Raw genomic sequence first — 20,816 nt, 5'->3', positions numbered from 1 at the left:
CCGGATCCTCGTTTTGCGAGAGCATATCACGAGGCCATTCACATCCGGCCCCGGCAAGCCTTGCTTCCAGGTCGCGACTCGCGCCCTTTAGGCGGTGCGCTCGCGCTCAACTTAAAACACTGACCAAGGCTGACAAGCGGAACAACAGTGACTATTTCGTGACGATGACACCAACCACAGACGATGCCCGCAAGGGCCTCAGCGACGCTTCCGACGCCAAAGGGCTCGAAGCCCTCATCAGCCGTGCGGCGCGCGCCGGCAAGGGGGCTGCCCCGGTCGATCGATGGAACCCGGACTTCTGCGGCGATCTCGACATGGAGATCAAGCGCGACGGCACCTGGTTCTATCTCGGCACGCCGATCGGCCGCATGCCGCTGGTGCAGCTTTTCTCCAGCGTGCTGCGCAAGGACGAGGATGGAAAGACTTACCTCGTCACGCCGGTCGAGAAGGTGGGCATCCGCGTCGAGGATGCGCATTTCATTGCCGTGGAGGTCAATGCGGCCGGCAGCGGCGCGGAGCAGGTTCTGACGTTCCGCACGAATGTCGGCGACGTGGTGGAAGCAGGTCCCGACCATCCACTTCGCTTCGTCGATGAGGACGAGACGGACGGGTTGAAGCCCTATCTGCTCGTCCGTGGCCGCCTCGAAGCGCTCGTGTCCCGCGCCGTCATGTACGAACTTGCCGAACTCGGCGAGGAGATCGATGTCGATGGCATTGTGATGTTTGCCGTGCGGTCGAAGGGGGCGGTGTTTCCCGTCATGCCGGCCGATCAGCTCAGGCGCTTGAGCGAATGATGGACGCGCAAACCGTGCAGGCTTTTTCGATCGAGGATTTTCGTCGCCGCGCAGCACGCGAGCAGGCGCCGCATGACGAAACGGATTACGGTGATCACCGCCTCAATCCCGATATGCGCGACCTGATCGTGCGCGATGGGCTGCGTGATGCGGCCGTGCTCATCCCGGTGGTCGATCGCGATGGCGAGGCGAGCGTCATCCTGACCAAGCGGACCGATACGCTGCGAAGCCATGCGGGGCAGGTGGCTTTTCCCGGCGGACGCATCGATGCGACCGATCCGACGCCCGAATTCACCGCCTTGCGGGAAACCGAGGAGGAGATCGGGCTCGGACAGGAGTTCATCGAGATCGTCGGCCGCATGCCTGACTATGTTTCCGGCAGCGGGTTTCGTATCGTCCCGGTGCTCTCGATCGTGCAGCCGGGCTTCGTCCTGACGATCAATCGCGACGAGGTCGACGACGCCTTCGAGGTGCCGCTGTCGTTTCTGATGGACCCCGCGAACCACAACCGGGAAAGCCGCGTCTGGCAGGAACGGGAGCGGTTTTATTACACGATGCCGTTCGGCGACCGTTACATCTGGGGTGTGACCGCGGGCATCATCCGGACGCTTTACGAGAGGCTTTACGCGTGAGCGATGTATCAATCACTGACCGGGCCGAGTGGCTGAAAGACGAGTCGTTGCAGACACTTCTCGCGGCTCTTTGCGCTGATGGTGAAGAGGCGCGGATTGCGGGTGGCGCGGTGAGGAACACGGTTCTCGGCCTGCCGGTCACCGATATAGACATCGCGACGACGACGCTTCCCGATGAGACCGAGCGTCGCGCTCAGGCGGCAGGCTTCCGCACCGCTCCGACAGGCAAGGACCATGGCACGATAACCGTCATAGCGGACGGCCAGACCTATGAGGTTACGACGCTGCGCTCCGACGTCGAGACCGACGGGCGGCGCGCGCGCGTCGTCTTCGGCCGCGACTGGACCCGAGACGCCGAGCGGCGGGACTTTACGATCAACGCGCTCTACGCGACCGCCGATGGGGCGGTGATCGATCTCGTCGGAGGGCTCGCTGATATCGAGAGCCGCACGCTGCGTTTCATCGGCGATGCGGAGGCGCGCATCCGCGAGGACTATCTGCGCATCCTGCGGTTCTTCCGGTTTTTTGCCTGGTACGGACGCGGACGCCCGGATGCGGACGGCATACGGGCCAGCGCGCGGCTGAAGGATGGTCTCTCGACGCTCTCGTCGGAGCGGGTCTGGGCCGAATTGAGGAGGCTACTTTCCGCTCCCGATCCGTCTCGCGCCCTTTTGTGGATGCGCCAGTCCGGCGTTCTCACCGCGATCCTGCCCGAAAGCGAGAAGTGGGGCATCGACGCGATCCACGGCCTCGTGGCTGCGGAGCGCGATCTGGGCTGGACGCCCGACCCTCTCCTGCGTCTGGAGGCGATCGTGCCCCCGGATGCGGTTCGCATCGAGGCGATGGCAGCGCGTCTCAAATTGTCCAAGACGGAAACCGCGCGGCTGCTCGCATGGGCGGGAACGATGCCCATCCAGCATGCGACGAGCGAAATCGCCCTGGCGAAGATCGCGTACCGGGCCGAACCTACCGGTCTGGATGATCGGCTCAGGCTCGCGCTCGCAGCGTCACGCGCTCGCGCCGCGCAGGACGATTCCGCGATGATCGAAGCTGGCGGTTATTCCAAGCTGCTGCGTTATCTCGAGAGTTGGGAGAAGCCTGTTTTCCCGCTCAAGGGCGGTGATCTCGTCGTTCTGGGAGCGGAAACCGACAAGCGTCTTGGAAATACGCTGAAGACGATCGAGGACGAGTGGATGAATGGCGGGTTCAAGCAGGATCGCGACGCGCTTCTTGCCCGCGCAAAATCCCTGTTGAACGAAAACGCGTCGTAGAACCCCACCGCGTTGATTCAAGGTGGGGCTCCAAATCTTTTATTTATTTCGGTTTATGCGCTTCTAAGCCGCGTCGCGCTTGGTCTCGACGCGTGACCGGATCGCGTCGATCATCGTCTCGCGAATGATCGTCTCACCGTGTGTTTCGCGCATGTGTTCAACAGCGCGCCGCATGATCTCTGCTTCCTCGGAGTGACGGGTGTGCCAGTCACAGCCGGGAACGAGTGAACCGCAGTGAAATTCCTTCATGGGGTTTCTCCTCTGTCCTTTCTGTAGGGACAAAGGATAACACGAAACGTCCGAAAAAGGTTGCCGTGAATGCGCTAATTCGATGAGGCGCTGAGCCACTCCGAGACGATGCGCGCGTCCTCGTCGCCGATGCCGTGGCCAGTCTGGATGACGCGCGCGTCGACGTTTGCGCCCGAACCGCGCAACAGCGCCTCGAGTTTCGGCGCGAAGGGGTAGTACAGCTTGTCGTTCTCACCCGCGATCGTCAGGAAGCGGGAATCCGAGAGGTCTACCTTCGGCGTCTCCGCAAGCACCTGCATCGACCGCAGCAGCACGGCGCGGTGCACCAGATCGGGGTAGAGCATCGTCAGTGCGGCGATCAGGTTCGCACCGTTCGAATAGCCCAGAAACGTCGCGGTCGAGAGATCGAGATCGTTCTCGTTAGCGATCTTCGCGATGAACTCGACGAAGGCCGCCGCCTCGGCCCGCACGTCCTGCTGATCGAACTCTGTGGACGTCACGCGCTTGTACCAGCGTTTGACGCCGTTCTGGACGACGCGCCCGCGAATGCCGACGAGCGTGGCGTTCGGCGCGATCTTGGTCGCGAGCTTCACGAGCGTCGTTTCGTTGCCGCCCGAACCGTGCATCAGGATGATGGTTCGTCCGCTCGGGTTTTCTGGCTGGAACAGCTTGTAGATGAAGGCGTCCTCACGGGTCACCGTGTCGCCATCGATCGCGGCATCCGACAGGGATACCGGCTGAACGGAGACGGCGCTCGCGACGATCTCCGCCGCGTTGGCGGCGACCGCGGAGGTTGCCATTGCGATCGCCAGCGCGATCAAGAGGGTAGGTCTGCACGACATGGCGCAATCCTGATGGTTAAAGCTTTACCGAAACCTTACGGACGCAGCGTGTGAGTCGTTTCTTCACACGCCTGTGACCGAACGATACACACATCCGGGTCGCCCTCAATTCGACCGTTCGGATGTGAGGCGGCGCGTCTCTATCGGCTTCATGTCGGTCTGTCACGCCAGTGGATCGCGCGAGGCAATCACAGATGCGTGCGTGCAGGCCTGACGGTCGAAATTTCAGTATCTCGCACCACGAGAAGACTGAATCATTTCAGGCGCTTCGTGAGGCTCTGTTGCTGCGTTGCATCATCGTTGGAAATTGAGGCGGATGCGAGCATGCAGGCCGGTCACTCGGGGAAATCGTGCGTGATTTCCGATCGTATCCACGATTTGAAATGGTTGACCTTCGCCGGGGTTCGTCGCGTCGCGGACGTGACGAGATAGTAGCCGAGCCCGGTGATGGCGCGCTCCGGGAAGGGCGCGACGAGTTGTCCGACCGACAGCGCGTAATGCGCCAGCGTCTGCCAGGCGAGCATCACGCCCTGGCCGGCGATCGCCGCATCGAGGCAGAGTGCTGCATCCGTAAAGGTGTTGCCGTCCGCGAGCTGGCTCTCATCCATGCCGAAGCGCTCCAGCCAGAGATTCCAGCTCAACGTCGAGTTGGCGTCCCGGATGATCGGAGCGCCAAGCAGATCGCGCGGAGACGCCAGCCTCTCGGCTAGCTCGGGCGCGCAGACGGGAAACACCTCCTGCGGCAGCAGGAGTTCCCTGGTGATGTCCGGCCAGTTGCCGTCGCCAACCCGGATCGCGATATCGACGTCGGAGGTGTCCGGGTTCACCAGCCCGACGGAAGAATCGAGGCGGACGAGGATGTCCGGATGCAGCCGCGAATAGGCTGAAAGGCGCGGCACCAGCCATTTCGAGGCGAAAACCGGCGCGACCGAGATGGTGAGGATGCCATCCGAATGGCGGCGTGAGGAGCCGACCGCATCGTCGAGTTCACGAAATCCGGTGGTGAGCCTTGCCAGGAAAGTCGCGCCGAACTCGGAAGCGACCAGATTGCGACCGGTCCGATCGAAGACCGGACGTCCTATCTGCGATTCGGCTTTCAGCACGTGCTGGCTGACGGCGCCGACCGAGACCCCAAGCTCGTCGGCCGCTTTCTGCAGCGATCCCAGCCGCCCCACGGTTTCAAGCGCGCGCAAGCCGTTCAGATGGACCCGGTTCAGCTCTTTCATGTAGATTTTCTACAATGAGAACCAGGCAAACTCCATAGTCCCCAGCCCGAGAAACGCCAATAATGCAGGCCTTAGAAAGGCATTGGAGGCACTTCGATGTTCAAGGCAATCTTGACTGTTCCAGCGACTCTGCTGCGCCGGCTCTTAACCCTGGTGGAGCCGGACGCCACGGAAGACTGGCTGTCCGACCCGCTTGCACACCCGGAATTGCGCGTCATGAGCATGAGGGAACTGGCGGATATTCCGTTCCAGAACCTGCGCGTCCGGTGCGGCCGCTGAGACGGCGCGAACCCGCGAGGCCTGATCAGGGCCACTTCACCTCGGGCGGCAGGCTCGACAGGATCGAATCGACATTTCCGCCGGTCTTCAGGCCGAAGATCGTTCCGCGATCGTGCAGCAGGTTGAACTCGACATAGCGGCCGCGCCGGATCAACTGTTCCTCGCGGTCGGCCTCGGTCCAGTTCTCATTGAAGTTCTTGCGGACGATGTGGTTGTAGACGATCTGGAACGTGCGCCCGACATCCTGCGTGAAGCGGAAATCCGCATCCCACCCCCCGGCTTCCTCGGGAGATTTCTGCCAGTCGAAGAAGATGCCGCCGACGCCGCGCGGTTCGTTGCGGTGGGGCAGAAAGAAGTACTCGTCGCACCAGTCCTTGAACCGGGCGTAGTCGGCGACCGGGTGCTTGTCGCAGACGAACTTCATCGACTTGTGGAAGGCGAGCGTGTCGGGATCGTCCTGCGTGCGCCGGCGGTCGAGCACGGGCGTCAGGTCCGCGCCGCCACCGAACCACTGGCGCGTGGTGACGACCATGCGCGTGTTCATGTGGACGGCGGGCACGTTCGGATTTTGCGGATGCGCGATCAGCGAGATGCCGCTTGCCCAGAAACGCGGGTCTTCGTCCGCGCCGGGTATCTGGCTGCGGAATTCGGGCGAGAATTCCCCGAAAACGGTCGAGGTGTGCACGCCGACCTTTTCGAAGACGCGCCCCGACATCATCGACATCGTGCCGCCGCCGCCAGCGCCGCCATCGCGTTCCCACGGCGTGCGATCGAAGCGCCCGGGCGCCCAGCCGGCCTGCGGGCCGGTCAGATCGTCCTCGATCTTCTCGAAGCTGTCGCAGATGCGGTCGCGAAGTTCCTCAAACCACGCCTTGGCTGCAAGCTTCTTCTCTTCGATCCCGTCTGGAAGGCCGGCGGGCAATTCTGGACGCTGCATAGAGTTCTCCATTGCGGGCCGGCGACGCTTGCGGCAGTCGCGCCATCATGCGCGCTCCGGCCGCCTCATTCGTCCCAGCCAAAATGACTCGTCAAGTTCCGCGCCGATCCCTAATCTGTTGCCAGAGAGGGTCAAGGAGTTTCCTTGTGCGTGTACCCGCCAGACCACCACTCCAGGGCCTGAAACGCAGCCTGGACAAGCAGCGATCAGACGTCACCCGCAAGGTGCGGGACGGCTTCATTCGCGAGACGTTCATGCTGCCGCGTACGCAGGCCCGCGACAAGGCTCGGGAATGGTTCGATCGCTGGCCAAAGCAGGCCTACTGGACCGAAATCGAAAGCTGGTGCGAACGGCCGGATGACGTGATCGAGTTCACGATCCGACGCCTGCCGACTGCCGACTGAACAGGCCATGGCGAAGGCCCGTCAGGGACTGTCAGGGAAAATTCGTCGCAGCGCTTGACCTAAACTTTTGTTGAGGTCCTATACCGCAATCCTCTTCACATGAGAGGATATGAGATGACATCACACCTGCGACCGAAGAGAGACGCCGCGTCAGCCGAGTTGCCTGACGGCTTCACCCGCGACCATGGCGGCGGTGGTCGCCAGATTGAGGCTGCGGGCTCCGTTGCGCATCGGCACGATCAGCCGCTCATTGGCCGCGTCGTGAACGGTGTCCGGCACGCCGGCGGATTCACGGCCGAACAGAAGCACGTCGCCGGCCTGATACTCGAAGCGGGTATAGGGCGTCGACGCCCTAGTCGTGAGGAGCACGATGCGCAGGCGTTCAGTCCGTATCCATTCCTGGAAAGCCTCCCACGAGATGTGCCGGGTGAGCGCGGCCATTTCGAGATAGTCCATACCCGCCCGGCGCAGCGCACGGTCCGACATGTCGAAACCCGCAGGCTCGATGATGTGGACAGCGAGATCGAGGCACGCACCCATACGAAGTATGGTCCCCGCGTTGCCGGGAATGTCCGGCTGGTAAAGCGCGATGTGCAGGCTGATCGGCATGAACTGGTCTCTTTGTTTCAGAAGTTTCTAAATAGTGGCCCGAGCGCAACAGATGCCCGAGGACTGTTCCGCAGCGGCAGGTTGGACCTATCCAACGTGCAGTTGCGGGTCTATAGCGCGTCCATCGTCAACTCGAACCGAAGGGGGCTCAGATGGATTGCTCAATGTTCACTGATTTCTATTGGCCCCATTGTGGGCTCACCGCCTGACGGCGGAATCGGTTCGACGCGCTTTTCCCTTTTAGTCAGCATCGTCACGGTTTCCGCCGGATCGCCTTCTTCGATCCTCGAGGTTACTCGCCATGCGCCAGCATCACCGAAGCGGCCAATCCGGGCCGCACTCCATCCATGACGCGCGTCAGCATGCCTGGTCGCTGCTGATCTTCGGTCCCGGCCCGTCCGGGCCAAGGCCGCGGCCACATCCGGGTCATTTGCCGGACGTGATTGCGGACACGCCGCCGCCTCCGTCACCGGCTCGGCGGTCGCTGGTGACCATGCTGCGCACACTGTTTCGCACGGCTTCGGCACCGCCGGTGTCACCGGTGGGCCAGCATCCCGTGCACGCAGTGGCCGCGATGGCTGATGTCACGCCGTCAGGCGACGACAGCACTATAGATCAAATGACGGATCGGAAGGCGGCCTGAGGGCTGCCGAGTTCGATCAGAAAGGATACAGCCATGTCATCCAAGATTCGGAAAGCCGATGCTGTGCTACACCCGCTCACGATGCTGGCCAGACTGGGACATCCAGTCCCGTCGGAAGACAACGACGCGTCTCCTGACGCGGAGCTGTCAGTAGCGTTCAGACAAGCGCTTGGCGCGAAGCCCGCGGAAGCTCATCTTCCCGGGCAATCGACAGCCAGCGGACCCACCGCGAAGCAGGGGCAAGAGGCGCGCTCGAAAGGCGCCCCGAAATCCGCTTCGCGTCAGACGCAAATTGGCCCGCGTAGCGGGCACAGGTAATTTGAGAGAAGATACTGAACGATGTTCCGCTGGTTTGAAGAACGACTGAATCCTTTCCCGCTGGAGGAGCCGAGCGAGCCGCCGCGCACGCTCGCCGCCTTCTGCCTGCATTACACGAAAGGGTCGTGGCCCTTTCTGGTCCCGTCCGCCATCCTGATGTCGCTGATCGCGATCACCGAGGTCTGGATGTTCTCCTTCCTCGGCTCGATCGTGGACTGGCTCGGGGAGAAGGATCGCGCGACGTTCCTGGCCGAAGAGGGCTGGCGGCTCGCCGGCATGAGCACCGTCGTGCTTTTTGCTTTGCCTGCAATGGTCTGGATGCATTCGCTCATCAACCAGCAGACGCTGATGGGCAACTATCCCATGCGTATCCGTTGGCAGGTGCACCGGTATCTTCTCAAGCAGTCGCTGACGTTCTACCAGGACGAGTTCGCCGGACGCATCGCCACCAAGCTGATGCAGACGGCGCTCGCCGTTCGCGAATGCGTCATCAAGCTGATCGACGTCTGCAACTACGTCATCGTCTACTTTACGGGCATGGTCTTCATCGTCGCATCCGCAGACTGGCGGCTGGCGATGCCGCTCATCGGCTGGCTCGTCGGCTACAGCATCTTGATGTGGTACTTCATTCCACGCCTTGGCCGCGTGGCCGAAGAGCAGGCGGATGCGCGCTCGGTCATGACCGGCCGCGTGGTCGACAGCTACGCCAACATCCAGACGGTCAAGCTCTTCAGCCATGCCAAGCGCGAGGCGGGTTATGCCAGGGAAGGCATGTTCAGCTTCCTCGACACCGTCTACCGCTCGATGCGGCTGGTGACGGGGCTGTACGGTCTTCTCTACGTGCTCAACTCTCTGTGCCTGTTCGGCGTCGGCGCGCTCGGCATCTATCTGTGGCTCGGCGAGGCGGTGTCGATCGGCGCTATCGCGGTCGCTCTCGGCCTCGTCCTGCGCCTGTGGGGCATGTCCCAGTGGATCATGTGGGAACTGTCGGCGCTGTTCGAGAATGTCGGCACCGTGCAGGACGGCATCGCGTCGATCTCGCTCCCGCGCGTCGTGGAGGACAAGCCGAACGCGAAGGAACTGGTGGTCGAGCGTGGCGACATTCTCTTCGATCAGGTTCGCTTCCACTATGGCAAGCAGAAGGGCGTGATCGAGGAACTGAACCTGTCGGTCAAGCCGGGCGAGAAGGTCGGCATCGTCGGCCGGTCGGGAGCGGGCAAGTCCACGCTCGTCAATCTGCTGCTGCGCTTCTACGACGTGGAGGGCGGCAGCGTCCTGATCGACGGGCAGAACATCTCCGATGTCCAGCAGGACAGCCTGCGGGCGCATATCGGCGTCGTGACGCAGGATACGTCGCTGCTGCATCGCTCCGTGCGCGACAACATCCTGTACGGTCGACCGGACGCCACCGAGGAGATGGTGATCGAGGCGGCGCGGCGCGCCGAAGCACTCGACTTCATCGCAACGCTCGGAGACCCAAGCGGCCGCAAGGGGCTCGACGCCCATGTCGGCGAGCGCGGCGTCAAGCTCTCGGGCGGCCAGCGCCAGCGCATCGCGATCGCCCGCGTCATGCTCAAGGACGCGCCCATCCTCATTCTCGACGAAGCCACGTCGGCGCTCGATTCGGAAGTCGAGGAGGCGATCCAGCAGAACCTCTATCGCCTGATGGAGGGCAAGACGGTGATCGCGATCGCGCATCGCCTGTCCACCATCGCGGCGATGGATCGTCTGGTCGTCATGGATCAGGGCAGGGTCATCGAGGAAGGCACGCACGACGCGCTCATTGCCAAGGGCGGTCTCTATGCCCAGTTATGGCAGAGACAGTCCGGCGGCTTCCTGCTGCATGACGACCCTTCGGACGTGCAAAAGGAAATCGCCGCGGAATGACCACGTCACGCGAAGAGAGCGAGGTCCTGGATCAGAAGGACGATGGCTTCGCCGAGAGGATCTGGCGCAAGGCGGAAGGCGTTATCGAGCCTTTCGCCGATACGGAGCGCGAGGTTCTGCCCCGCGATGCCTGGCAGTTCATCCTCTTCTTCGCGCGTCAGGCCAAGGGGCCGTTCATCCTGTTGCTGCTCGTCGGCGGGCTTTCCGGCGCGATCGATGCAGCGCTTTACTGGTCGCTCGGCTGGCTGATCGACCTGCTCGACAACTCATCCCCCGCGCAACTCCTGTCCGACCATTGGCCAGAGCTGGTCGCGATGCTGGTTCTGGTTCTGGTCATTCGCGCGGGCGTGATGATCGCCAACTCGATCGTCGAACAGCAGATCGTGGTGCCGAGCTTTTACCAGCTCGTGCGCTGGCAATCGTTCCGGCGCGTGATCGAACAGCCCTATGCGTTCTACCAGAACGATTTCGCAGGCCGCATCGCGACCAAGATCCTGCAAGGCGGCGAAGCGACCGGCGACTTCATCGTCTCGTCGCTTCAGACGATGTGGAGCTTCCTGTCGTTCCTGGTGCTCGCCGCGACGATTCTGACCCTGCTCGACCCGATGATGGGCGTCGTGCTGCTGGCCTGGCTCGCGGCCTATGGCATTGCCGCCTGGTACCTGCTGCCGCCGCTGCGTGCGGCAGGGCGTCGGTCGGCCGACGAACGTTCCATTCTCACCGGGCGGCTGGTGGATGCGTTCACGAACATCATGGCGGTGAAGCTCTTCGACAGCGGGCACCGCGAGAACGATTATGTCCGCGACGGCATGGACCGCTATCTCGGTTCGGTGACGCGGCTGACGCGTGCGATCACGCTCGTTCGCGCGGCTGTCGCCATCATCAACGGTTTCATGATGGCTGCCATCATGGCGCTCGCGATTCGTAGCTGGATGGCCGGCGGCGCGACGACGGGCGAGATCGCGGCTGCGATGGGCCTCGTGTTCCGGCTCAACCAGATGTCCGGCTACATGATGTTCAACATCAACGGTCTCATCCGTTCGTTCGCGACCGTGCAGGATGCGACCGGCACCATTTCCGTGAAGCCCGGCCTCAGCGACAAGCCCGACGCCAAAATCATGCCGCGCGTCGCGGGCGACCTGAAATTCGATGACGTCACCTTCACCTACGGGCGGGGCAGCGGGATCATCGAGCATCTCACCTTGCATGTGAAGCCGGGCGAGCGGGTCGCGCTCGTCGGCCCCTCGGGCGCCGGCAAGACGACGGTCGTCAATCTCGCCTTGCGCCTGTTCGACGTCGAGGGCGGGCGCATCCTGCTCGATGGGCAGGACATCCGCGATGTGACACAGACATCGCTGCGCGCCCAGTTCGGCGTCGTCGCGCAGGATCCGATGCTCATGCATCGCTCGATCCGGGACAACATCGCCTATGGCAAGCCGGGTGCGACGGACGAGGAGGTGGTCGAGGCGGCACGGCGCGCTGCCGCGCACGAGTTCATCGTCGACGTGGTCGACCCGAAAGGACGGCGCGGATATGAGGCGCATGTCGGCGAGCGCGGCGTGAAGCTCTCCGGTGGGCAGCGCCAGCGCATCGCCATCGCGCGCATGATGCTCAAGAACGCGCCGGTTCTCATCCTGGATGAGGCGACATCGGCGCTCGATTCCGAGATCGAGGCGGCGATCCAGGAAAACCTCAATCGCCTGATGGAAGGCAAGACCGTGATCGCCGTGGCGCATCGCCTGTCGACCATCGCAGCGCTTGACCGCCTCGTCGTGATCGACGAGGGCCGCATCGTGGAAGAGGGGACGCATGACGACCTCATCGCCAGCGACGGCCTTTATGCACAGCTCTGGAAGCGGCAGTCCGGCGGTTTCCTCGCATCGAGCCTCGCCGCGGAATAGGTCGATGAGCCTGCGCCCGCCTTCTCGCTATTCGACTTCGGCGGTCGCGGGATCGTCCGCCGACACAGCCGGAATCAATCCGATCGACCACGAGATCGCGGCGGAGAAGGCGGCGTCGCTCGGCAGGGCCGGCGAACGCGTGGAAGCGGCGCTACGCCAGCTTCGTGAGAATGGGGAGAACGCGCAGCATCGCCCGGCGCTGGTCAAGCAGGCGGCCGACGCCGTTTATGCCTATTTCATCCAGCGTGAACTCTGCGGCCTGCGGCGTCATCACGATGCGATCGCGGATTACGGAATTCCCCGGGAGATTCTTGCGCGTTTGGGCGCTTCGTGATCCGCCAACCTTGGGGTTGAGCGCTCTGTCGGCGGCCTTTCAAGCGGCTTTGGGCGCGGTCGAACGTACCGTCAGCGCGCGTGTTGCGCGACCCCGTCTCGAACTGCCCGCGACAATCTGCCGTCACACCCTCGCAATACTGGACAATCGTACGGCACGCGCATAGAAACCATCGCCAAATGCAGGGGGAATCCGCCAGCCGTCGCCAGCCACCAGTGTATCGGGGTTTCGCGTCAGGCAGGACACAGGAAGCGGTCATGCGGGTTCCTTCCGGCGACAATGAGGCGAAAGGACCGTCTGCCCGTGAGCGCGAACGAATCGACCGAGCATAACCGCCGCGATTTTCTTTACATTGCGACAGGCATGGCCGGCGTGGTCGGCGTCGGTGCCGCCGTCTGGCCGTTCATCGATCAGATGCGTCCCGATGCATCGACACTGGCCCTGGCCACGATCGATGTCGACGTTTCGGCCATCGAGGCCGGCATGTCGGTGACCGCCAAATGGCGCGGCAAGCCCGTTTTCATTCGCAACCGTACCGAAGCCGAGATCGAGGAAGCACGCGCCGTCGAGCTCTCCGCGCTTAAGGACCCGGTTGCCCGCAACGACAATCTCGCCGCAGACGCGCAGGCGACCGACATCGATCGCTCTGCCGGAGAGGGCAAGGAGAACTGGATCGTGATGATCGGCTCGTGCACCCATCTTGGTTGCGTGCCGCTCGGCCAGGCCGGCGATTTTGGCGGCTGGTTCTGCCCGTGCCACGGCTCGCACTACGATACGGCCGGCCGTATCCGAACCGGTCCGGCACCGGAAAACCTGCATATCCCGAACTTCGAATTCATATCCGATACGGTCATCAGGATCGGCTGAGGCAAAGAGAGAGCATTAGACCATGAGCGGTGGACACTCGACCTATTCGCCCAAGACCGGACTCGGACGCTGGTTCGATTCGCGCCTGCCGCTGCCGCGGCTCGTGCACGACTCGTTCGTCTCCTATCCGGTTCCGCGCAACCTGAATTACGCCTACACGTTCGGCGGTATTCTCTCGATCATGCTCGTCGCGCAGATCGTCACCGGCATCGTGCTCGCCATGCACTATGCCGCGTCGACTGAACTCGCGTTCAACTCGGTCGAGAAGATCATGCGCGACGTCAATTCCGGCTGGCTCTTGCGCTACCTGCATTCCAACGGCGCGTCGATGTTCTTCGTCGCCGTTTACCTGCACATCTTCCGCGGGCTCTACTACGGCTCCTATAAGGCGCCGCGCGAGCTCCTGTGGATCCTGGGCTGCATCATCTACCTCCTGATGATGGCGACCGCATTCATGGGTTACGTGCTGCCATGGGGCCAGATGAGCTTCTGGGGCGCGACGGTCATCACCGGCTTCTTCACCGCCATCCCGCTCGTCGGAACCTGGATCCAGGAACTGCTGCTCGGCGGCTTCGCGGTCGACAATCCGACGCTCAACCGCTTCTTCTCGCTGCATTACCTGCTGCCCTTCATGATTGCGGGCGTCGTCGTGCTGCACGTCTGGGCGCTTCACGTCACAGGCCAGACGAACCCGACCGGCATCGAGGTGAAGTCCAAGACGGATACCGTCAACTTCACGCCCTACGCGACGATCAAGGACGGCTTCGCGATGATCGTCTTCCTCGCGGTCTTCGCCTACTTCGTCTTCTACATCCCGAACTTCATGGGCCATCCGGACAATTACATCCCGGCCGACTCGCTCAAGACACCGTCGCACATCGTTCCCGAATGGTACTTCCTGCCGTTCTACGCGATCCTGCGCGCCATCACCTTCAACATCGGGCCGATCGACTCCAAGCTGGGCGGCGTGCTCGCCATGTTCGGCGCGATCGCGGTCCTGTTCGTCGTGCCGTGGCTCGACACGTCGAAGGTGCGCTCGGCTGTCTACCGCCCGTGGTACAAGCTGTTCTTCTGGCTTTTCGCAATCAACGCCATCTTCCTCGGCTGGCTCGGTTCGCGGCCCGCAGAAGGCTGGTACATCCCGGCCATGCAGATCTCGACGCTGTACTATTTCGGCTTCTTCCTCGTGATCATGCCGATTCTCGGCCTCATCGAGACGCCGCGCCGGCTGCCGAACTCGATCACCGAGGCAGTGCTGGCAAAGAACAAGGGCTCCGCAACCGTCCAGCCGGCTGGCTCGAACGCCGCGCCGGAAACCAAGGGCTGAGCCTTCTCAGGCAGACAAGGACTTTGACAATGAACGCTTTCCTCAAAGGACTCGCCGCGCTTGGGATCGGGATGTCCCTGTCCGGGGCGGCACTTGCCGCCGAGGGCGAGACGCCACACTACCCGCTCGTCAAGCCGGTCGAGCAGGACTGGTCGTTTGCCGGCCCGTTCGGCACATACGACAAGGGCCAGTTGCAGCGCGGCCTCAAGGTCTACCGTGAGGCCTGTGCGGCCTGCCACTCGATGGATCTGGTTCCTTTCCGCTCGCTGCAGGACCTGGGCTATTCGGACGCACAGGTGCGTGCGCTCGCTGCCGAGTATGAAGTGCAGGATTCAGAGCCCGACGCGAACGGCGAGATGTTCATGCGTCCCGCGCTGCCGTCGGACCACTTCCCGGCGCCCTTCGCAAATCCGCAGCAGGCTGCGGCCTCCAACAACGGCGCGCATCCGCCAGATTTCTCGCTGATCGCCAAGGCGCGCGCCGTCGAGCGCGGCTTCCCGCTGTTCGTCTTCGACATCTTCACGCAGTATGCGGAGGGTGGCCCCGACTACATCTACAACCTTCTCGTCGGGTACGAGGACGAGGCGCCGGAAGGCGTCACTGTCCCGGAAGGCACCTACTACAACCCGCATTTCATCGCGGGCCCCGCCCTTGCCATGCCGCCCCCCCTCGCGGACGGCCAGGTGACCTATGATGACGGCGCGCCCCAGACGCTCGACCAGTACGCGCACGACGTGTCTGCCTTCCTGATGTGGGCTGCGGAGCCGCACATGGAGGCGCGCAAGCGCATGGGCTTCAATGTGCTCATTTTCCTCGCGCTGTTCGGTGGCCTCGTCTACCTGACCAAGCGCAAGGTCTGGTCGAACGTGCCGCACTGAGCGATCAACCGATCATGAAAGTTTTGGGCGGCCTCGTGCCGCCCTTTTCATTTGCGCCTTCGCCGGTCATGACTGTCGGCATCACAATTGGGGACCATGCTTTGAAATCCTCCCTCGAAGACACGCTTCTCGCCGCGATCCGCACAATTCCCGACTATCCGAAGCCGGGCATCCAGTTTCGCGACATCACGACCCTGCTCGGCAATGCACGCGCATTCCGCCGCGCGGTCGATGAACTCGTGCACCCATGGGCGGGGTCGAAGATCGACAAGGTTGCCGGCATAGAGGCGCGTGGGTTCATTCTCGGCGGCGCGATCGCGCACCAACTGTCGGCCGGCTTCATCCCGATCCGCAAGAAGGGCAAGCTGCCGCACGAAACCGTGCGGGTTGCCTATTCGCTCGAATACGGTCTCGACGAGATGGAGATGCACAAGGACGCGGTCCAGTCGGGTGAACGCGTGATCCTGGTCGACGATCTCATCGCCACCGGCGGCACGGCCGAGGGCGCGGTGAAGCTTCTGACCCAGATGGGTGCTGAGATCGTCACCGCCTGCTTCGTGATCGATCTGCCGGAACTGGGTGGCCGGGCCAAGCTGGAGGCGCTCGGCGTGCCGGTTCGCACGCTGATCAGCTTCGAGGGTCATTGACCGGAGATCGTACGGGCGGACCTCTGTGGCCCGCCCGTACGTGCTTCTATGCCGCTCGCAGAGCGGTGCGGCGCTTGCGGTGCCACGACAGCGCGACCAGCGTGATCGTGGCCAGCGTTGCCGCATAGCCCGCCAGCGGCCAGGCTGTCGCGCCGTCGAGCAAGACGACGAACACGGTTCCCGCGACGCCGACGATGATGCTCTGCACGCAGAAATGCAGCGCCACGGCGGTTCCGGCCACGTCTGCGAATTCCCCCAGCGCGCCGTTTGCGGTGACCGAGGTCGTGAAGACGATCCCGATCGAGATCAGCCACATCGGCAGGACGAAGGACCAGAAGGACGGCTCCAGCCAGAGCTGACCGAGCGCCAAAAGCACCGCTCCAGCCATCAGCATGGCCATACCGCGTGCGAGGCTGCCCGGAATGCCCCAGCCCTTCACGAAGCGCCCGGCGAAGCGTGTCGTGGCGATCATCACCAACGCAGCGGTGGCGAAGGCGAGGCTGAAGCCGATTTCGGAAAAGCCGGCGCCCTCGATCAGCACGCGCGGGGCTGTCGAGAAGAACACGAAGAACGTGCCCATCGCGGCGCTGAAGCCGAGCGTGTAAGTCCAGAAGGCGGGGCTTTTGAGGATCGGCCGGAAGGCTGCCTTTCGCGGTCCCTCCACAATCGGCCGCGTCTCATGCCATGCCGGCAGCGATGCCAGCAGAGCGAGGATGGCCGGCAGGGCGAGCGCGACGAAGATGCCGCGCCAGCCGAAGGCATGGGCGATGAGCGCGCCCGCGATCGGTCCCAGCGCCGGCACGAAGGCCAGCATCGCGTTCATCAGGCTGTAGACGACCGCGCTTTCGGGCCTTTCCGCATAGACGTCACGGATCGTGGCGAACACCGCCACGAGCACGGCTGATGCGCCGACCGCCTGGGTGAGGCGCAGCGCGACGAACAGGGGTGCCGAGGACGTGACGGACAGCAGCAGGGAGGCTGCCGCAAAGACAAGCGCGCCGCCGATCAGCACCGGCCGCCGGCCGACGCGGTCGGACAGCGGCCCGAACACGATCTGCCCGACGCCGAGCATGATCATGTAGACGGTGAGGGTGAGTTGCACCACCGCCGCGCTTGTGCCGAGGATTCCGGGCATTGCCGGCACCACGGGCAGGTAGATATCCATGCCGAGCGAGGCGAGGATGTTGAAAGGAGCCAGCAACATCAGCGCGGCCGGCATTCTATAGGTCCACATGCGTGGATTTCGGGTAGGCATGACTAAGCATCCGTTCAAACGGGTGACGTTCGACGGCGGTCCACTGTCATGGAGCGGGAAGCAACCGAGCAGACTGCCGCAACAACGAGGTGAGCGTCGTTGCGGCCTATCGGTCTGAGGTCTTGGCTTCCATGATCATACCTGCGGCACAAGGAATTGAGGCGCTGCCTCTATCAGGAGGCGTTTGCGCTGGCAACCTGCTTCGGCGTATGCGCCCGGAGCGAAGCCGCGTCGCTCTCAGGCGACCTTCACCAGCACGGCGCTTTCGAATTCCAGAACCTTCGTGCCGTCCTCGCCAAACGCCTCGCACATGATGCTCAGCAGGCGCCAGCCCGGACGGGAAGCGAGCGCACGATGGGCTATCGCGCGTCGGGTGAAGGTGATGGTGTCGCCGGCATAGACCGGCTTCAGCCATTTCAGGTTCTGGAAGCCGGGCGAGGGGCCGAATTCGGGACGCGGACCGGGTCCGTCCCACGGCCCGTCGCTGACATCCTCGCGCCGCTTCAGATTGTACTTCATCCAGGTCGAGGCCGTGTGCCAGCCGGAGGCGCACAGCTTGCCGAAGACGCTGTTCTCGGCCTCCTTCTCGTCCATGTGGAAGCGCTGTGGATCATACTTGGCGGCGAACGCCTTGATCTCGTCTGCACCGAATGTGTGCGAGCCGAGCGTGATCGTCTTGCCGAGCGCGAAATACTCGTCGAGGGTCATGCGGCTGCTCCCGTGGCGCGTTTCAGGAACATGCCGGTGTTCAGCAGTTCGAGGACGACCTCGCCCCGCTGGTTCTTGAGTTCATGGCGGCAGGTGACGAAACCGAGCGTCGGCCGCGACGCGGATTCGCGCTTGGCGGTGATGGTGCTCGTGCCCTTCAGCGTATCGCCGGCGAGCACGGGCTTCTTCCACTTTACGGAATCGATGCCCGGAGACCCCTGCGACGTGGAGTCCAGCAGAAAGCCGTCGCACATCATGCGCATGAACATGCAGCAGGTGTGCCACCCCGAGGCTGACAATCCGCCCAGAATGCTCGCCTTCCCGGCTTCTTCATCGAGATGCATCGGCTGGGCGTCGAATTCGCTGGCGAACGCGATCATCTCTTCGGCTGTCACATGCTTTTCGCCGAGGTCGATCGTGTCGCCCTCCGCGAAATCCTCGAAAGCCCATCGTTTCCCGGTCATGCAGAAATCCTGTTCATCCTTGAACAGGGTAGATGGATGGCATGGGCCGCAAACGCAATTCCCTGACGATTCTTTTTTGCTGTGCCACGGTATCGCAGCATCGACGGAGAGCACATCGAGGAATAGGCATCGAACGCTAGAGCCAGCCGCGCCGCTTGAAGTACAGATACGGCATGATCGCGGAAACGACCATGAGGCCGAGGGCGACCGGGTATCCCAGACCCCAGCGCAATTCCGGCATGATCTCGAAGTTCATGCCGTAGATCGAGGCAACCAGCGTCGGTGGCAGGAACACGATCGCTGCCACGGACACGATCTTGATGATCGCGTTCTGCTCGATATTGATCATGCCAAGGGTCGCTTCGAGGAGAAACGTGACCTTCTGCGACATGAACGCGACGTGGTCGCTGAGGGAGATGACGTCTCTCGAAAGGGTCTTCACCCGGGCGCGGGTGTCGCGTCCCGTCTTCTCCTGGGCGACGGCGTGGCCGAGGAAGCCGGTCAGGCGCTGGAGCGTCATCAGGCTATCGCGGATGTTGGAGGCCAAATCTTCCTTTCGCCCGATTTGCTTCAGGATATCCTGAAAATCGCTGTCACGCTTCGACGCCTTCTTGGCGGTGGGATGGAAGATGCCCTTTGAAATCAACTCCACGTCGCGCCCGGCGCGCTCAAGGATGTCGGCCAGCCGATCGACGATCGCCTCAAGCAGGCCGACCAGGATCAATTCGCCGGTGGTGCAGCCAGTCGCGGCTTTCTCGGCCCGCATCGGGAATGTCTGGAACGCGCGTGGTTCGTTATAGCGGATCGTCACGAGACGTTGCCCGGCAAGCACGAACGTTACGGGAGCCATCACCGGATTGTCGCCGTCCGTGTGGGCCGGAAGCGTCGCGGTCATGAAGTATGCGCCGTCTTCCACGTAGAGCCGGGAGGAGATCTCGATCTCCTCCATCTCCTCGCGCGTGGGAACGCCGATGCCGAGCCACTCCTCGATCATCCGCTCTTCCGCGGTGCTTGGCCCGAAAAGATCGGCCCAGACAATGCGGGCCTTGTCGGCGCTCTCCCAGGTCACGGGGCGCAGGCGATCGCCGTCGAGGTAATAGGCCTTGATCATGACACGCACCTTCGTATCCAGCACGCCCATCGGATCGAGGCGTATGCCGGGCCGCGATAGGCCTGCTCGATGACAAGATCAAGTCAACAGATGAGGGACACTATGTATTGAACTTGAAGAGCAGCACGTCGCCGTCCTGCACGACATATTCCTTGCCCTCGTCGCGCGCCTTGCCGGCCTCCTTGGCTGCCGTTTCGCCGCCAAGCGCGACATAGTCGTCGAAAGCGATCGTCTGGGCGCGGATGAAGCCACGCTCGAAATCGGTGTGGATCACGCCGGCTGCCTGTGGGGCTTTCGAGCCCTTCTCGACGGTCCAGGCACGTGTTTCCTTCGGGCCTGCCGTGAAATAGGTGATCAGGCTCAACAGCGCGTATCCCTCGCGGATGAGGCGATCGAGACCCGGCTCCTCGAGCCCCATGGAGTCCAGGAACTCCTTCGCCTCGTCGTCGGGCAATTGCGCAACCTCTGCCTCGATCGCGGCCGAGATGACGACGGTGCGCGCGCCCTGCTTCTCCGCCATCGCATCGACCGCACGCGTGTGCTCGTTGCCGTTGGCGGCATCCTCTTCGGAGACGTTGCAGACATAGAGAACCGGCTTCGACGTCAGCAGGTTGAGATCCTGCAGGATCTTGAGGTCTTCGACCGCGATGCCCTTGAGCATCATGCGGACGGGCTTGCCCTCCTGAAGAAGCGTCAACGCCTGTTCCATCACGGGGAGGAGGGTCATCGCCTCCTTTTCCTTGCTCGCCGCGCGCTTGCGCACCTGCAGGATGCGGCGTTCGAGGCTTTCGAGATCGGACAGCATCAGTTCGGTCTCTACCGTCTCGGCGTCGGCGGCCGGGTCGATGCGGCCCTCGACATGCGTGATGTCGTCATTCTCGAAGCAGCGCAGCACGTGGACGATCGCATCCACCTCGCGGATGTTGGCGAGAAACTGATTGCCCAGTCCTTCGCCCTTGGAGGCGCCGCGCACCAGGCCTGCAATATCCACGAAGGAAATGCGGGTCGGGATGATCTCCTTCGACTTTGCGATGCCGGCGATCGCCTGCAATCGCTTGTCGGGCACGGCGACTTCGCCGGTGTTGGGCTCGATCGTGCAGAACGGATAGTTTGCCGCCTGTGCGGCAGCGGTTCTGGTCAACGCATTGAACAGCGTCGACTTGCCGACGTTGGGCAGCCCAACGATGCCGCATTTGAAGCCCATGATGTAATCCTATCGGAAGCCGGGAATTT

General features: G+C 62.9%; 22 protein-coding genes. 12 read left to right on the top strand and 10 right to left on the bottom strand.

Annotation, left to right across the window (positions count from 1 at the left end; all coding sequences use genetic code 11):
* Positions 1-164 precede the first annotated feature (164 nt).
* From AAFN55_RS22245 to AAFN55_RS22235, 3 genes are read left to right on the top strand one after another with little or no spacing between them, the layout of a single operon-like run.
* The gene (locus AAFN55_RS22245; RefSeq protein WP_347801464.1) at positions 165-794 is read left to right on the top strand and encodes a DUF1285 domain-containing protein; all 630 of its coding nucleotides are present in this window, start codon (positions 165-167) and stop codon (positions 792-794) included.
* Positions 794-1,426 carry a CoA pyrophosphatase gene (locus AAFN55_RS22240; protein WP_347801463.1) on the top strand — a complete coding sequence of 211 codons (633 nt, stop codon included), beginning with the start codon at positions 794-796 and terminating at the stop codon, positions 1,424-1,426. Before AAFN55_RS22245 ends, AAFN55_RS22240 begins: the two co-directional genes overlap by 1 nt.
* Positions 1,423-2,697, top strand: coding sequence for a CCA tRNA nucleotidyltransferase (locus AAFN55_RS22235; protein ID WP_347801179.1), 1,275 nt, complete (start codon positions 1,423-1,425; stop codon positions 2,695-2,697). The genes AAFN55_RS22240 and AAFN55_RS22235 overlap by 4 nt, the downstream gene beginning before the upstream one ends.
* A 63-nt stretch (positions 2,698-2,760) precedes the next feature.
* On the opposite strand, the gene AAFN55_RS22230 is transcribed toward AAFN55_RS22235, so the two are convergent.
* The 3 genes from AAFN55_RS22230 to AAFN55_RS22220 form a co-directional block, all read right to left on the bottom strand.
* Positions 2,761-2,946 carry a DUF1059 domain-containing protein gene (locus AAFN55_RS22230; protein ID WP_347801178.1) on the bottom strand — a complete coding sequence of 62 codons (186 nt, stop codon included), beginning with the start codon at positions 2,944-2,946 and terminating at the stop codon, positions 2,761-2,763.
* 74 nt (positions 2,947-3,020) lie between these two features.
* The gene (locus tag AAFN55_RS22225) at positions 3,021-3,788 is read right to left on the bottom strand and encodes an alpha/beta hydrolase (protein ID WP_347801177.1); all 768 of its coding nucleotides are present in this window, start codon (positions 3,786-3,788) and stop codon (positions 3,021-3,023) included.
* A gap of 335 nt (positions 3,789-4,123) precedes the next feature.
* Positions 4,124-5,014 carry a LysR substrate-binding domain-containing protein gene (locus tag AAFN55_RS22220; RefSeq protein WP_347801176.1) on the bottom strand — a complete coding sequence of 297 codons (891 nt, stop codon included), beginning with the start codon at positions 5,012-5,014 and terminating at the stop codon, positions 4,124-4,126.
* 96 nt (positions 5,015-5,110) lie between these two features.
* On the opposite strand from AAFN55_RS22220, the gene AAFN55_RS22215 reads away from it, so the two are divergent.
* Positions 5,111-5,293, top strand: coding sequence for a hypothetical protein (locus tag AAFN55_RS22215; protein ID WP_347801175.1), 183 nt, complete (start codon positions 5,111-5,113; stop codon positions 5,291-5,293).
* 25 nt (positions 5,294-5,318) lie between these two features.
* Here AAFN55_RS22215 and hemF read toward each other — a convergent pair whose 3' ends face one another.
* A complete protein-coding gene (gene hemF, locus AAFN55_RS22210) occupies positions 5,319-6,230 on the bottom strand; it encodes an oxygen-dependent coproporphyrinogen oxidase (RefSeq protein WP_347801174.1) in 912 nt (303 codons plus the stop codon).
* Between the two features lie 83 nt (positions 6,231-6,313).
* Between hemF and AAFN55_RS22205 the strand changes: the two genes are divergently transcribed.
* Positions 6,314-6,634 (top strand): hypothetical protein, encoded by a 321-nt coding sequence (locus tag AAFN55_RS22205; RefSeq protein WP_347801462.1) that lies wholly within the window; start codon positions 6,314-6,316, stop codon positions 6,632-6,634.
* Positions 6,635-6,784: 150 nt separating this feature from the next.
* Here AAFN55_RS22205 and AAFN55_RS22200 read toward each other — a convergent pair whose 3' ends face one another.
* Positions 6,785-7,243: a tRNA (cytidine(34)-2'-O)-methyltransferase gene (locus AAFN55_RS22200; RefSeq protein WP_347801173.1), complete on the bottom strand. Its 459-nt coding sequence runs from the start codon at positions 7,241-7,243 to the stop codon at positions 6,785-6,787.
* Between the two features lie 982 nt (positions 7,244-8,225).
* Between AAFN55_RS22200 and AAFN55_RS22195 the strand changes: the two genes are divergently transcribed.
* The 7 genes from AAFN55_RS22195 (at position 8,226) to AAFN55_RS22165 (ending at position 16,045) form a co-directional block, all read left to right on the top strand.
* On the top strand, positions 8,226-10,091 hold the full coding sequence (locus AAFN55_RS22195; RefSeq protein ID WP_347801172.1) for an ABC transporter ATP-binding protein: 1,866 nt from the start codon (positions 8,226-8,228) through the stop codon (positions 10,089-10,091).
* Positions 10,088-11,992, top strand: coding sequence for an ABC transporter ATP-binding protein (locus AAFN55_RS22190; RefSeq protein WP_347801171.1), 1,905 nt, complete (start codon positions 10,088-10,090; stop codon positions 11,990-11,992). The genes AAFN55_RS22195 and AAFN55_RS22190 overlap by 4 nt, the downstream gene beginning before the upstream one ends.
* 4 nt (positions 11,993-11,996) lie before the next feature.
* Entirely contained in the window at positions 11,997-12,326 is a 330-nt protein-coding gene (locus AAFN55_RS22185; protein ID WP_347801170.1) for a DUF6665 family protein, read from the top strand.
* A 279-nt stretch (positions 12,327-12,605) separates the two neighbouring features.
* Positions 12,606-13,193: a ubiquinol-cytochrome c reductase iron-sulfur subunit gene (gene petA / locus AAFN55_RS22180; protein ID WP_347801169.1), complete on the top strand. Its 588-nt coding sequence runs from the start codon at positions 12,606-12,608 to the stop codon at positions 13,191-13,193.
* A gap of 22 nt (positions 13,194-13,215) precedes the next feature.
* Positions 13,216-14,520 carry a cytochrome b N-terminal domain-containing protein gene (locus tag AAFN55_RS22175; protein WP_347801168.1) on the top strand — a complete coding sequence of 435 codons (1,305 nt, stop codon included), beginning with the start codon at positions 13,216-13,218 and terminating at the stop codon, positions 14,518-14,520.
* Between the two features lie 29 nt (positions 14,521-14,549).
* Complete coding sequence (locus AAFN55_RS22170) at positions 14,550-15,398, top strand: cytochrome c1 (protein ID WP_347801167.1); 849 nt, start codon at positions 14,550-14,552, stop codon at positions 15,396-15,398.
* Between the two features lie 101 nt (positions 15,399-15,499).
* Complete coding sequence (locus AAFN55_RS22165) at positions 15,500-16,045, top strand: adenine phosphoribosyltransferase (RefSeq protein ID WP_347801166.1); 546 nt, start codon at positions 15,500-15,502, stop codon at positions 16,043-16,045.
* A gap of 46 nt (positions 16,046-16,091) precedes the next feature.
* Here the strand turns inward: AAFN55_RS22165 and cml are convergent, their stop codons facing one another.
* The 5 genes from cml to ychF all read right to left on the bottom strand — a co-directional run bounded on the left by cml (position 16,092) and on the right by ychF (position 20,787).
* Entirely contained in the window at positions 16,092-17,300 is a 1,209-nt protein-coding gene (gene cml, locus AAFN55_RS22160; RefSeq protein ID WP_347801165.1) for a CmlA/FloR family chloramphenicol efflux MFS transporter, read from the bottom strand.
* Between the two features lie 237 nt (positions 17,301-17,537).
* On the bottom strand, positions 17,538-18,008 hold the full coding sequence (locus AAFN55_RS22155; protein WP_347801164.1) for a MaoC family dehydratase: 471 nt from the start codon (positions 18,006-18,008) through the stop codon (positions 17,538-17,540).
* Positions 18,005-18,472, bottom strand: a complete 468-nt coding sequence (locus AAFN55_RS22150; RefSeq protein WP_347801163.1) for a MaoC family dehydratase — start codon at positions 18,470-18,472, stop codon at positions 18,005-18,007. Before AAFN55_RS22150 ends, AAFN55_RS22155 begins: the two co-directional genes overlap by 4 nt.
* Before the next feature lie 136 nt (positions 18,473-18,608).
* Complete coding sequence (gene corA / locus AAFN55_RS22145; RefSeq protein WP_347801461.1) at positions 18,609-19,583, bottom strand: magnesium/cobalt transporter CorA; 975 nt, start codon at positions 19,581-19,583, stop codon at positions 18,609-18,611.
* 100 nt (positions 19,584-19,683) lie between these two features.
* Complete coding sequence (gene ychF / locus AAFN55_RS22140) at positions 19,684-20,787, bottom strand: redox-regulated ATPase YchF (RefSeq protein WP_347801162.1); 1,104 nt, start codon at positions 20,785-20,787, stop codon at positions 19,684-19,686.
* Between the last annotated feature and the right edge of the window lie 29 nt (positions 20,788-20,816).

Origin of the sequence: Mesorhizobium sp. CAU 1732 (assembly GCF_039888675.1) — a bacterium.
GTDB lineage: Bacteria > Pseudomonadota > Alphaproteobacteria > Rhizobiales > Rhizobiaceae > Aerobium.
The sequence above is the reverse complement of the archived record's forward strand: the minus strand, read 5'-3'. Positions and strand labels throughout refer to the sequence as shown.